At 69.1% G+C, this 14,297-nt stretch carries 6 protein-coding genes; all 6 read left to right on the forward strand.

The window, feature by feature from the left end; genetic code table 11:
* Nucleotides 1–12 precede the first annotated feature (12 nt).
* The 6 genes from treS to treY are packed head-to-tail and all read left to right on the forward strand — an operon-like array spanning nt 13 to nt 14,210.
* Nucleotides 13–3,366 (forward strand): maltose alpha-D-glucosyltransferase, encoded by a 3,354-nt coding sequence (gene treS, locus IB257_RS03725; protein WP_175160540.1) that lies wholly within the window; start codon nt 13–15, stop codon nt 3,364–3,366.
* Nucleotides 3,363–5,561 carry a 1,4-alpha-glucan branching protein GlgB gene (gene glgB, locus IB257_RS03730; RefSeq protein WP_192491890.1) on the forward strand — a complete coding sequence of 733 codons (2,199 nt, stop codon included), beginning with the start codon at nt 3,363–3,365 and terminating at the stop codon, nt 5,559–5,561. The genes treS and glgB overlap by 4 nt, the downstream gene beginning before the upstream one ends.
* A 6-nt stretch (nt 5,562–5,567) precedes the next feature.
* A complete protein-coding gene (glgX, locus tag IB257_RS03735; RefSeq protein WP_192491891.1) occupies nt 5,568–7,676 on the forward strand; it encodes a glycogen debranching protein GlgX in 2,109 nt (702 codons plus the stop codon).
* On the forward strand, nt 7,673–9,451 hold the full coding sequence (gene treZ / locus IB257_RS03740; RefSeq protein WP_175180976.1) for a malto-oligosyltrehalose trehalohydrolase: 1,779 nt from the start codon (nt 7,673–7,675) through the stop codon (nt 9,449–9,451). Before glgX ends, treZ begins: the two co-directional genes overlap by 4 nt.
* Nucleotides 9,448–11,535 carry a 4-alpha-glucanotransferase gene (gene malQ, locus IB257_RS03745; RefSeq protein ID WP_192491892.1) on the forward strand — a complete coding sequence of 696 codons (2,088 nt, stop codon included), beginning with the start codon at nt 9,448–9,450 and terminating at the stop codon, nt 11,533–11,535. The genes treZ and malQ overlap by 4 nt, the downstream gene beginning before the upstream one ends.
* Nucleotides 11,536–11,537: 2 nt before the next feature.
* Nucleotides 11,538–14,210 (forward strand): malto-oligosyltrehalose synthase, encoded by a 2,673-nt coding sequence (gene treY, locus IB257_RS03750; RefSeq protein WP_192492147.1) that lies wholly within the window; start codon nt 11,538–11,540, stop codon nt 14,208–14,210.
* Nucleotides 14,211–14,297 lie beyond the last annotated feature (87 nt).

Below are 14,297 nucleotides of genomic sequence, written 5' to 3' on the forward strand. Positions count from 1 at the left end.
ACGCCCATTGCCATGATCAGTGAAACCCAACCTCTCCAGGACGATGGCCTTTGGTACAAGGACGCGGTCGTCTATCAGCTGCACGTCAAGTCATTCTTCGACTCGAATGGCGACGGCGTGGGCGATCTGCCCGGCCTGATCTCCAAGCTGGATTACATCTCCAGCCTGGGGGTCAACACGATCTGGCTGCTGCCCTTCTATCCCTCGCCGCGCCGCGACGACGGCTATGACATCGCCGACTACCGCGGGGTGCACGCGGATTATGGCACCGTGGCCGACGTGAGGAAGCTGATCCGCGCGGCCCACGCGCGCGGCCTGCGCGTCATCACCGAGCTGGTGGTCAACCATACCTCGGACCAGCATCCCTGGTTCCGCCGCGCGCGCGCGGCCAAACCCGGTTCGGCCGCGCGCAACTTCTACGTCTGGTCGGACAACGACAAGGCCTACGCCGGCACGCGCGTCATCTTCTGCGATACCGAGAAATCCAATTGGACCTGGGACCCCGAGGCCGGCGCCTACTTCTGGCACCGCTTCTATTCGCACCAGCCCGACCTGAACTACGACAATCCGCAGGTGCTCAAGGAAGTGCTGGCCGTGATGCGCTATTGGCTGGACATGGGCGTGGACGGCCTGCGCCTGGACGCGGTGCCGTACCTGGTCGAGCGCGAAGGCACCAACAACGAAAACCTGCCCGAGACGCACGAGGTGCTCAAGCGCATCCGGGCCGTGATCGACGCCGAGTATCCCAACCGCTTGCTGCTGGCCGAGGCCAACCAGTGGCCGGAGGATGCGCAGGAATACTTCGGCGCGGGCGACGAATGCCATATGTCCTTCCATTTCCCGCTGATGCCGCGCATGTACATGGCGATCGCGCAGGAGGACCGCTTCCCGATTATCGACATCATGCGCCAGACGCCGGACATTCCCGCGTCCTGCCAATGGGCGATCTTCCTGCGCAACCATGATGAACTGACGCTGGAAATGGTCACCAGCCGCGAACGCGACTATCTCTGGAACGTGTACGCGGCGGACCCGCGCGCCCGCATCAACCTGGGCATCCGGCGCCGTCTGGCGCCGCTGCTGGAGCGCGACCGGCGCAGGGTCGAGCTGATGAACAGCCTGCTCCTGTCCATGCCGGGCACGCCCGTCCTGTACTACGGCGACGAGCTCGGCATGGGCGACAACGTGCACCTGGGCGACCGCGACGGCGTGCGCACGCCGATGCAGTGGTCGCCCGACCGCAATGGCGGCTTTTCGCGCGCCGACCCCGAACAGCTGCCGCTGCCAGTGCTCATGGGCCCCTTGTACGGCTATGAAGCGGTGAACGTGGAGGCGCAGCAGCGCGATCCGCATTCCCTCCTGAACTGGACCCGACGCCTGTTGGCGCAGCGCCGGCAAAGCCATGCATTCGGGCGCGGCACGCTGCGCTTCATCTTCGCAGGCAACCGGAAGATCCTGGCTTATCTGCGCCAATGGCAGGACACCACCATCCTGTGCGTGGCCAACCTGTCCAACGCCGCCCAGCCCGTGGAACTGCAGCTGCAGGAATTCAATGGCCGCGTGCCAGTCGAAATGCTGGGCGGTACGCCCTTCCCGGCCGTGGGTGAACTGCCGTATCTGCTGACCCTGCCGCCCTACGCGTTTTACTGGCTGGACCTGAGCAACGAAGCCGCGCCGCCAGACTGGCATGCGAGCGCTCCCGCGCAGATGCCGGAACTCACCACGCTGGTGCTGCGCGCCCACGGCGGCGCCGCGCTGACCGACGTCTCCCGCGCTACGCTGGAGCGCGAGGTCCTGCCCCAGTACCTGGCGCGCCAGCGCTGGTATCCGGCCAAACAGCCGCCCGCCCGCGCACGCCTGGCGTACGCCACGCCGTTCACGGCGGCCGATGGCGAGTATTACTGGGCCGAGGTCGAGCCCGAGGACGGCGTCACGGGCCTGCGCGCGCAAGCGCCCTTCGTGCTGGTGTGGGACGAGACGGCAGCGGTGCATTATGCGATCGCGCGGGTGCGGCGCGGGGCCGAGGTCGGCATTCTGGCGGACGCCTTTCTGCAGCCCGGCTTCGTGCGCGGCATCGTCCAGGCCATGCAAGAGGGCCGCGAGCTCGACGGCCGCAGCGGCGGCAAGCCTGGCGACAAGCCGGGCGTGATCCGCTTCCTGCCCGAAGCTGGCCTGGCCGCCCTGGAGGTCGCCGGGGACGGCGAACTGCAGTGGCTGACGGGCGAGCAATCCAACAGCTCGGTCGTCGTCGATGGCAAGCTGATACTGAAGCTGATCCGCGCCGTCCAGCCCGGCGGATCGCCCGAGCTGGAAATGACCCGCTATCTGACGCGCGCCGGCTACGCCAACATGCCGGCGCTGCTGGGCGAGGTCCAACGTGAGGATGCCGACGGCGTGGTCCATACGCTGGCGGTGGCGCACCGCTACGTCGCCAACGAAGGCGACGCCTGGAACTGGACGCTGGATCTGCTCAAGCGCACGCTGGACAACGCGCTGCTGGTGAACCAGAGCCCGGACGAATTCGCCCAGGACCTGCAGGGCTACGCCGCAATGGCCGCCACCATGGGCGAACGTCTGGCGCAGATGCACAACCTGCTGTCGCAGGCCACCGACGACCCCGCGTTCCAGCCGCGCGCTGCCAGCCAGGCGGACGCCGATGCGCGCACGCGCCGCGTCCAGGACCTGCTCGAACGCGCGGAAAAGGACTTGCGCGCGCAGCTCGGTGAACTGGAAGCCCCTTCGCGCGCCTGCGCGGAATGGTATTTCGAGCACCGCGCCCGGCTGGCGGCGCGCGTGGCGGCGATGGCGCAGGCCGAGACCGGCGTCCTTTGCCTGCGCGTGCACGGCGACTTCCATCTTGGGCAGGTGCTGGTGGCGCAGGCGGACGCCTATCTGATCGACTTCGAAGGCGAACCGGTCAGCAGCGTGGACGCGCGCCGCGCCCTCGCCTCGCCCTACAAGGATGTGGCGGGCATGCTGCGTTCGTTCGACTATGCCGCCGCCTCGATCGCCCGCACCGACATCATCGGCGGCGCGCCGACCGACGCCAATGCCGGCGCGGGCGAAACGCCGGGCGCGCCTGTCGCGCCAGCAGAACTGCGCGACCTGCTGTTGGCGCGCTTTCGCCAGACCGCCAGCCAGGCCTTCCTGCAAGGCTACCGCGATGCGCGCGCGTCGGCGCTTATCCCGCCTGCGGATGAAGACGCGCTGCTGGCCCTGGCCCAACTGGAGAAGGCCGCCTATGAAGTGAGCTATGAAGCCGCGCATCGCCCAGACTGGATTTCGATACCGCTGTGCGCCCTGGCGGAACTGGCGCGCAGCCTGCTGCTGTCGGCCGCGGTGGACGAAGAGGATGCACGATCATGAGCCAGGACATGCCCGCAGGCGGCAGCATCAGCCCCATAGCGCCCGTCGAACTGGCCGCCTTGGCCAGCGGCCTGCACAGCGACCCCTATGCCTTCCTGGGGCCGCACGACGGCGAAGTGCGGGTGTATGCCCCGGGCGCGCGGGCCGTGGCGGCGCTGGACGGCGACGGCGCGCGCATCCCCTTGCGCGAACAGGGCCAGGGACTGTTTCTTGGACGCGTTCCTTACGCCCGCCCCGGCGACGGCGCCTCGTACCGTCTGGCGATCCAATGGCCCGACGCCGAACAGATCACCGCCGACCCCTATGCCTTCGGCACCCTGCTGGAAGACGGCACGCTGGAAGAGCTGGCGCAAGGCGCATGGCGCAGCGTGGGAACGGCCCTGGGCGCGCGCCTGATGGAAGTCGACGGCGTGGCCGGCCTGCGCTGCGCGGTATGGGCGCCGAACGCGCAACGCGTGGCGGTGGTGGGCGATTTCAACGCCTGGGACAGCCGCCGGCACGGCATGCGGCTGCGGCACCGCGCCGGCGTCTGGGAGATCTTCATCCCGGACGTGCAGGCCGGCGAACGCTACAAGTTCGCAATCACCGACCGCGCCGGCAACCTACGGCTCAAGGCCGATCCGCTGGCGCGACGCAGCGAAGCGCCGCCTGCCACCGCCTCGGTGGTGGAAGACGGCGCCGACTATCCGTGGCAAGACCGGGCCTGGATGGCGCAGCGGCGCACGCGCCAGTCCACGGACGCGCCGCTGTCCATCTACGAAGTGCACGCCGGGTCCTGGCTGCCTGACGAACCGGAATCGCACGCCTGCATCTGGGACCGGCTGGCCGACAAGCTGCCGGCCTATGCCCGCGCCATGGGGTTCAGCCATGTGGAGCTGCTGCCCGTCATGGAGCATCCTTTCGGCGGGTCCTGGGGTTATCAGCCGCTGGGCATGTTCGCGCCCGCGGCCCGCTATGGTCCGCCCGCCGCATTCGCCCGTTTCGTCGACCGCTGCCACCACGCAGGCATCGGCGTCATCCTGGACTGGGTGCCTGCGCACTTCCCGGACGATGCGCATGGCCTGGCCCGCTTTGACGGCACCGCGCTCTACGAGTACGAGGATCCGCGCGAAGGCTATCACCCGGACTGGCACACCATGGTCTACAACCTGGGCCGCACGGAGGTGCAGGCCTTCATGATCGCCAGCGCGCTGCATTGGCTGCAGCGCTTCCATGTCGACGGCCTGAGGGTGGACGCGGTCGCGTCCATGCTCTATCGCGACTACAGCCGCCAGCCCGGCCAATGGATCCCCAACCGCTACGGCGGCCGGGAAAACCTGGAGGCGGTGCAGTTCCTGCAGGCGCTCAACGGCACCGTGCGCCACGAAGTGCCGGACGCCATCATGGTCGCCGAGGAATCGACGGCCTGGCCCGGCGTCACCGCGCCGATCGCCGACGGCGGGCTGGGCTTTCACTACAAATGGAACATGGGCTGGATGCACGACACCTTGCGCTACCTGTCCGAGGACCCCGTGCACCGCAAGCATCACCACCACGACATCACCTTCAGCATGGTGTATGCGTACAGCGAGCGCTTCATCCTGCCTCTATCGCACGACGAAGTGGTGCACGGCAAAGGATCGCTGCTGGCCAAGATGCCGGGCGACGCGGCCGCCAGGCTCGCCAACCTGCGCGCCTATCTCGGCTTCATGTGGGCTCATCCCGGCAAGAAGCTGCTCTTCATGGGCGGGGAAATGGCCCAGCCCAGGGAATGGAACCACGACGTACCTCTGGATTGGGACCTGCTGGACCGTCCCGGCCATCTGGGCATACAGCGGCTGGTTGCAGACTTGAATGGCCTGTACCGCGGGGTGCCGGCGCTGCATGCGCTGGATGCCGACCCGGCGGGCTTCGCCTGGACGATCCTGGACGACCGCGACAACAGCGTGGTCGCATTCATCCGCAGCGACGGCGTCCATCACGTGCTCGCGGTCGCCAATTTCACGCCGGTGGCGCGGCACGACTACCGCATCGGCGTGCCGCGGGCCGGCCGCTGGGCGGAAAAGCTGAATACCGACGCCACGCACTATGGCGGATCCGGCCAGGGCAACCAGGGCGGCGCCAGCACCGGCGTCAGCGCGTCCCATGGCCAGCCCCAGGCCTTGTCCCTGACCTTGCCGCCGCTGTCCACCCTCTTCCTGCTCTACGAAGGCTGAACCCATATGGATCCCTCCCAATTCACGCGCATCGCCGGCGGCCAGCCCCATCCGCTGGGCGCGGTCAGCGATGGCCTGGGCGTGAACTTCGCCGTGTTCTCGGCCAACGCCACGCGCATCGAGCTGTGCCTGTTCGATCCCAAGGGCCGCAAGGAACTGCGCCGCTTCGACCTGCCCGAATGCACCGACGAGATCTGGCACGGCTACCTGCCGGACGCGCATCCCGGACTGGTGTACGGCTATCGCGCCCACGGCCCGCACGATCCGCGCAATGGGCACCGTTTCAATCCCCATAAGCTGTTGCTCGATCCCTACGCGCGGCAGTTGACCGGACCGCTGCATTGGAGCGACGCGCTGTTCGGCTATCGCATGAAGCACGCGCGCTCCGACCTCAGCATCGACCGGCGCGACAGCGCGCCCGCCATGCCCAAGGCCATCGTGGCCGAAGAAGCGCCTTTCACCTGGGGCAACAGCCGGCCGCCGGCCACGGCGTGGAACGATACGGTGATCTACGAGGTGCACGTGCGCGGCGCCTCCATGCTGCGCGAAGACCTGCGCCAGCCCCTGCGCGGCACCTGCTCCGCGCTGGCCGACCCGCGTTTCATCGAACACCTGCAGCGGCTGGGCGTCACCGCCGTGGAGTTGCTGCCGGTGCATGCGTTCCTGCAGGACCGCTTCCTGACCGAACGCGGCCTGCGCAACTACTGGGGCTACAGCACGTTGTCGTACTTTGCGCCGGAGCCCTCCTACCTGCAGCACAATCCGAACGAACTGCGCCAGGCCATACGCCGGCTGCATGCCGCCGGCATCGAAGTGATTCTGGATGTGGTCTACAACCACACTTGCGAGGGCAGCGAATTGGGACCCACGCTGTCCTGGCGCGGACTGGACAACGCCAGCTACTACCGCCTGGTGCCGGGCGACGAACGCTATTACATCAACGACACCGGCTGCGGCAACACGGTCAACCTGTCACATCCGCGCGTCCTGCAAATGGTCACGGATTCGCTGCGCTATTGGGCGCAATCCTATGGCGTCGACGGCTTCCGCTTCGACCTGGGCGTGACCCTGGGACGCGAAGGCACCGGCTATGACCCGGGTTCGGGCTTTTTCGACGCCGTGCTGCAGGACCCTGCCCTTGCCCGCCTGAAACTGATTTCCGAACCCTGGGACGTGGGGCCGGATGGCTACCAGCTGGGCAACCATCCACCGGGCTTCGCCGAGTGGAACGACAAATTCCGCGACGCGACGCGCCGCTATTGGCGCGGGGATCCCGCCATGCGCGGCGAGATGGCGGCGCGCTTGTGCGGATCGCGCGACCTGTTCGACCGCCGCCACCGTCGGCCCTGGAGCAGCGTCAACTACGTGGCCTCGCACGACGGTTTCACGCTGGCCGACATCGTCAGCTACGACGCCAGCCACAACGAGGCCAACGGCGAAGGCGGCAACGACGGCCACGGCGAGAACTACAGCCACAACTGGGGCGCCGAAGGCCCGACCGAGGACGCCGCCATCCTGGACACCCGGAAACGGGTGCAACGGGCCCAGCTCGCCTGCGTGTTCCTGGCGGATGGCACGCCGATGCTGCTGGCCGGAGACGAATTCGGCAATAGCCAGGAAGGCAATAACAATGCCTATTGCCAGGACAACTCCCTGTCGTGGCTGGACTGGACGCAGGCGCAGTCCGATGACGGCCGTGAGCTATCCCGCTACGCGGCGCGCCTGATCGCACTGCGCCGCGCCCACCCCAGCACGCGCGCCGCGCGCTACGGCGATGCGGGGCAGGAGCTCGCGCCTGGCGTACAAGCCATCTCCTGGTTCGATCCGGCGGGCGCTGAACTGGACGCGGCGGCCTGGGAGTCGGAGGCCAATGCCATGGTCCTGCGCCGCGCCGCCTGCCGCGAAGACGGCAGCGTCGATGTGACGCTGCTGCTATTGAATCCCGGCGCGGAGGACACGGTTTTCCAGATGCCGTCGCCCGCGCTGGCGTGGATTCGCGAGCTGGATTCCGCCACGCAGGCGCCTGCCGCGCCACTGGCGGATGCCGCCGTCACAGTGGCGGCGCGTAGCGTGGCGCTGCTGGCGGCGACCTACGTGCCGGGAGATCCGCCATGACACACGACTATGCTTCAGGCGCAATCCCGCTGGAGAGCGGCGTCACGCGCTTTCGCCTGTGGGCGCCGACCGCGCCGGCGGGCTTCGCCCTCGAGGTCGAAGGCCATCCTCCCATCGCCCTGAGCCCCGGCCCGGACGGCTACGTGCAGGCCGACGTGGACTGCCCCATCGGCGCCCGCTATCGCTACCGCCTGGACGCGGACACGGTCGCGCCCGATCCCGCCTCGCGCCTGCAGCACGGAGACGTGCACGACGATAGCGTCGTGGTCGCGCCGGACTCCTACCCCTGGCGCTACGGCACCTGGCGCGGACGGCCTTGGGAAGACGCCGTGCTGTACGAAACCCATGCCGGCCTGGAGGGCGGCTATGCGGGCCTGCTGGCGCGGCTGCCGGAGCTGGCGGCGCTGGGCGTGACCTTGCTGGAGCTGATGCCCATTGCCGACTTCCCCGGGCCACGCAACTGGGGCTATGACGGCGTGCTGCCCTACGCGCCCGACACGGCCTACGGCACGCCCGATGAGCTCAAGCGCCTGATCGACGAGGCCCATGGGCTGGAAATGGGCGTGATGCTGGACGTGGTCTACAACCATTTCGGCCCCGACGGCAATTACCTGCCGCGCTATGCCGCGCCGTTCTTCAGGAAAGACGTCGCCACGCCTTGGGGCGACGCCATCGACTTCCGCCAGCCGGCGGTCAGCCAGTTCTTCAAGGACAACGCGCTGTACTGGCTGACCGAGTACCGCTTCGACGGGCTGCGTCTGGACGCCGTGCACGCGATTGCGGGCCATGAATGGCTGCATGAATTGGCCCAGTACCTGCGGCAGCATATTCCTGCCGAACGCCATGTGCATCTGGTGCTGGAGAACGACGACAACCGCGCCAGCCTGCTGCAAGGTGACTTCGATGCGCAATGGAATGACGACGCGCATCATGCCTTGCATTGCCTTCTGACCGGCGAGAGCCACGGCTACTACGCCGATTACAGCGCCCAGCCGGCCCAGGCGCTGGCGCGCTGCCTGGCCGAAGGCTGGCTGTACCAGGGGCAGCGTTCGCCCTACCGCGGCGGACAACCGCGGGGCGAACCCAGCGCGGAACTGCCGCCAAGCGCCTTCGTGCTGTTCCTGCAGAACCATGACCAGACCGGCAACCGTGCGGGCGGCGAACGCCTGGCCAGCCTGGTGGACAGTCCCGCCCGGCTGCGCGCCGCGGTCGCGTTGCAGCTGCTGGCGCCGCAGATCCCGCTGATCTTCATGGGCGAGGAACGCGGCGCGCGCACGCCGTTCCACTACTTCACCAGCCATGCCGACCCGGCTTTGGCGCAAGCGGTGCGCGACGGCCGGCGGCGCGAGTTCTCGCGCTTTCCCGAATTCCAGGGCGCGGGCGCGTTGTCCGACCCGAACGATCCCGCAACCTACGTGGCCAGCAAACCACGGGCCAGCGCCGCCGACGCGCATGCCTGGATGCGGGACTACGCGGTCCTGCTGCATCTGCGCGCCCGCCTGATCGCGCCCCGGCTGGCCGGCGCGGTCAGCCTGGGTGCGGCCGCGATCGGCGAACGCGGCGTGTTCGCGCGCTGGGAACTGGCAGGCGGCGCGCGCCTGACGGTCTATGCGAACTTCGGCCCCGATCGCGTGGCGCTGCCCGAGGCCTTGCAGGCGGGCGCCGAGGCCTATGCCACGCTGCTCTTTGAATCCGTGGCCGGCGCCCGCGACGCCCTGGTCCACGGCGAGGTGTGCGGCGACAGCACCGTGTGGCTGCTGGAGGAACCGGCATGACCGCAACGTCCGCCGGCGATCCGGCCTTGTCCGCGCTGGCCGCCAAAGCCGGCATCGCCGAACACTGGACCGACGCGCGCCAGCGTCCGCAGCAAGTGTCGCCGGATACTTTACGGCTGCTGCTGGAGGGCATGGGCTTGCCGGCGGGCAACGCCCATGACATCCGCGACAGCGACCATCGCCTGGGCGTGGAGCTTGGGGCCCGGCTGCCGCCCCTGCTGGTCGCGCGCAGCGGCATGGCCGCGTTTCTGCCCGCTTGCGCGCGCGGCCGCTACCGCATCGTGTGCGAGTCAGGCCAGACCAGCGACGGCGAGGTCGCGGACGACGGCAGCCTGATCGCACCGCAGGAGCCCGGATACCACACGCTGCACCTGGCATGCGGCCAGACCGTGCTTGCGGTGGCGCCCCGCCAAGCGCCTGGCCTTGATGATCTGACCGACGGCGTGCGGCCGCGCGCCTGGGGACTATGCGCGCAGGTCTACAGTCTCAGGCGCGATGCCGACCAACCTGGCGACGGCGGCTACGGCGACTTTGGCGCCGTGCGCGAACTGGCTGTCGCCGCCGCGGCCCAGGGCGCGGACGCGCTCGCCATCAGCCCGGTGCACGCCATGTTCGCCGCGCAACCGCAGCGTTGCAGTCCTTACGCCCCATCCAGCCGCTTGTTCCTGAACACCCTGTACGCAGATCCCGCCGCCATCGTCGGTGACGATGTCTTGCGCCGGGCGCTGGCCGAATTGGCCGCCCAGCCGCGCCCAACGGCGTTGATAGATTGGCCATCGGCCGGGATATGGCGGCAGCGCCTGCTGCGCGCGCTGCACCGCCAGTTCCGCACAAGCGGACCGGCGGATGCCCGCCAGCGCTACGAGGCGTACTGCGCCCGGCGCGGCAAGGCGCTGCGCGACCACGCCGTATTTGAAGCCCTGCATGCCGCCCGGGCAGCGCATGGCGCAGACCACCAGCCCTGGACGCAATGGGCCGCCGGCCTGCGCGATCCGGACTCGCCGGAAGTCGAACGGTATGCGCGGCAGCATCCGGTCGAGGTCGACTTCCATCGCTACGCCCAATGGCTGGCCGCCGAAAGCCTGGACCACGCGCAGAAGGCGGCGCGACGCGCCGGCATGCGCGTGGGGCTGATCGCCGACCTGGCCGTGGGCGACAGTCCGGACGGCAGCCACGCCTGGAGCCGCCAGACCGACCTGATGCCCGGCCTGTCCATAGGCGCGCCGCCCGACATCCACAATCCGCAAGGACAGAACTGGAACCTGGCCGCGTTCTCGCCGCGCGCAATGCATGCCCAGGGCTACGCGGCCTACATCGACATGTTGCGCGCCGCGCTGGCTCACGCCGGCGGCCTGCGCATCGATCACATCCTGGGCATGGCGCGGCTGTGGCTGGTGCCCGATGGACTGACGGCCGATGCGGGCGCCTATCTGCGCTATCCACTGCGCGAACTGCTGGCGCTCACGGCGCTGGAAGCCTGGCGCCATCGCGCGCTTGCCATCGGCGAAAACCTGGGCACGGTGCCTGAAGGTTTCAACCGCGAGCTGGCGGATCACGGCATCCTGGGCATGAATGTGCTGTGGTTCATGCGGCAGGAACCTGACGCGCCGCCATCTGCGCCGTCCACGCCGGCGCCTTTTCTTGCAGCCGGCGACTGGCCCGGCCAGGCCGTGGCCATGACCTCGACCCACGACCTGCCGACCTTGCGCGGCTGGTGGGCCGAGCGCGACATCGACCTGCGCGCCGAACTGGACTTGCTGGGCGGCGGCGACGATGAAGCCACGCTGCGGCGCAACCGCCGCATGGACCGCAGCTTGCTCGCGCAAGCCCTGGGCTGCGCCGCCGAGCCCGCGCGCGCGCCCCTGGAGGACATGCTGCGCTTCGTGTCCTCCAGCCCTTGTCCCCTGCTGTTGGTGCCCATGGAAGACCTGGCGGGCGAACTGGAACAGCCCAACCTGCCCGGCACAGTGGACCAGCATCCCAACTGGCGTCAACGCCTGGCCGCAAGCAGCGCGGCGTGCTTCGCCGCCCCTGCCGTGCAGGCCCGGCTGCAAGCCCTGCGCACCGGACGGGGCCGGCCATGACCATGCCGCGCGCCACGGCCCGCCTGCAATTGCATGCCGGCTACACATTTGAGGACGCCCGAGCCTGCGTGGACTACTACGCGGACCTGGGGGTCAGCCACCTCTACCTGTCGCCCATCACCTGCGCCCGCCCCGGGTCCACGCATGGCTATGACGTCATCGACCATGGCGCGGTCAATCCGGAGCTGGGCGGGGAATCCGCACTGAGGGATCTGGCCCGGGCGGCCCGTCGGCGCGGGCTGGGTCTCATCGCGGACATCGTGCCCAATCACATGGCGGCCCACCCCGCCAATGCCTGGTGGCGCGATGTGCTCGAACACGGCGCCGCAAGCGCGCATGCGCGCTGCTTCGACATCGACTGGGACGCGCCTGATCCCGCCCTGCGCGGCAAGGTCCTGCTGCCCATCCTGCCCGACTCCTACGGTGTGTCGCTGGCTCAAGGCGCAATGGCGCTGCGCTATGACGCCGATGCCGGACGCATCGAACTGGAGGTCTCCGGGCAGCGCTATCCCCTGGCCCCGGAGTCGCTTGCGCGCGGGCAGGATCCGCAGGCCCTGCTGCGCCGCTGCGACCCGGCGCGCGCAGCCGGCCGCGAGCGCCTGCACCGGCTGCTGGAGAGCCAGCATTACCGGCTGGCCTGGTGGCGTTGCGCTGCCGATCAGATCAACTGGCGGCGCTTCTTCGAGATCAGCGAGCTCGTGGGCGTACGGGTCGAGGACGAAGCCGTTTTCAATGCCGTGCATGCGCTGCCGCTGCGCCTGTATGCGGAAGGCTTGCTCGACGGACTGCGCATCGACCACATCGACGGGCTGGCCGCGCCGGGCGCCTATCTGCGCAGGCTGAATCGACGCCTGGCCGAAGCCGGAGCCCGCCGTCCACCTTCTTGCGCCCAATCGCAAGCCTACCTGGTGGCGGAGAAGATCCTGGCGCCGGACGAAGCGCCCGATGCGCGCTGGCAGCTGCATGGCACCACCGGCTATGACTTCATGGATGAGGTCGGCGCATTGCTGCACGACCCGCAGGCCGAGGCGCCGCTGCGGGCGTTCTGGCAGATGCTCACGGGCGATCTGCGCACGCCGCCGCGGCAGCTGGAAGCGGCGCGCACCCGCATGCTGCAACGGCACTTTCCCGCGGAACGCCTGGCGCTGGTCCGCTGCCTGGAACGTTTGGCGCGGCAGGACCGCCGGACCCGCGACTGGTCCGCGCCGGCCATGGACCGCGTGTTGTCCGCGTGGCTGGCGGCCTTTCCGGTGTACCGGACCTACGCGGAGGACGGCGGCCGCAGCGATGCGGACCGCCATCACTGCGAGGCGGCAGCGCAACGCGCCGCCGCCCTGCTGCACGCGTTGCCCGGCACAGCGGACGCTGCCTTGTTGGCGCAGATGGACCGGTGGCTGGGCGGCGGCCCCGCCGATCCGGCAACCGCGCCGCTCCCGCAATCTGAGCCAAACGCCGCCCAGGCCCTGCGGCGGTTCCAGCAGCTAACGCCGCCTTTGGCAGCCAAGGCGCTGGAAGATACGCTGTTCTACCGCTACGGTCCGCTGCTGTCGCGCAATGAAGTCGGCGCATCGCCGCAGCGATTTGCGTTGTCGCCCGAGGCATTTCATGCCCAGGTCGAGGCGCGGGCGCGCAACTTCCCGCACGCCATGCTGGCGACGGCCACGCATGACCACAAGCGCGGCGAGGACGCGCGCGCGCGGCTGGCGGTGGTTTCGGAAATGCCGCAAGCCTGGCGCAAGACCGCGTATCGCTGGACCCACGCCCTGCCCGACGCCGGGCTGCTTACCTTGGCGGACCGCTACCTGCTCGTGCAGACGCTGATCGGGGCGTGGCCCGCCGACTGGGATGCCGACATCATCGAACAGCGGCCAGAAAGCGTGGCCGCATGGATCGAGCGCGTGGCGCAATGGCAGCTCAAGGCGTTGCGCGAAGCCAAGCTGCATACCAGTTGGACGGATCCTGACCCCGCTTACGAAGCCGCCGGGCTTGGCGCGCTGGAATTTCTGCGGGACGCGGCGCCCGGACCCCGCCTGCTGGCCGAAATCGCCGCATACGCCCTGGAACTGGCCCCTGCCGGCATGATCAACAGCCTGGCCCAGACGCTGTTGCGCAACACGCTGCCCGGCGTGCCGGACCTGTACCAAGGCACGGAGCTATGGGACTACAGCCTGGTCGACCCCGACAACCGGCGCGCGGTGGACTACCCGCCGCGGATCGCCATGCTGGCCCGCACGCGCGCCAGCGCCGCCGTGCGACCCAGCGCAACGGACTGGCGCAGCGGCGCGGTGAAGCAGGCCCTGATCCAGCGCCTGCTGGCGGCGCGGCAGCGCCACCCGGCATTGTTCGGCCAGGGCGAGTGCGTCCCGCTGGCTGTAACCGGGACGCATGCACAGCACGTCGTAGCCTGGCTGCGGCGTCATGAAGACGAGCACGCCCTGATCATCGCGCCGCGGCTGTGCGCGCTGCGTCTGTCTGGCTACGCTCGCGGCGAGCCGCGGGCGGCGCGGGACTTCTGGGCCGACACCGCGCTGTGCCTGCCCGATGCCATCAAGGGTCTGTCTTGGCGCGATGCAATGGGCGGCGAAAAAGCGAGATCCGGCTCCGGTGGCGCGCTGCCCTTGTCGGAACTGTTGCATGAACTGCCGGTTGCGCTGTGGCTGCCAGCGGCGGCTTGATGCCGAAATCCGAAGCCATGATGAAGCACAAACGGCCTTGTCCGCCCACAGCGGGACAAGGCCGTTCTTACCGCGATACCCGCCCGA

Origin of the sequence: Achromobacter sp. ACM03 (assembly GCF_014851665.1) — a bacterium.
In the GTDB taxonomy this organism is placed as follows: Bacteria; Pseudomonadota; Gammaproteobacteria; order Burkholderiales; family Burkholderiaceae_B; genus Achromobacter; species Achromobacter aegrifaciens.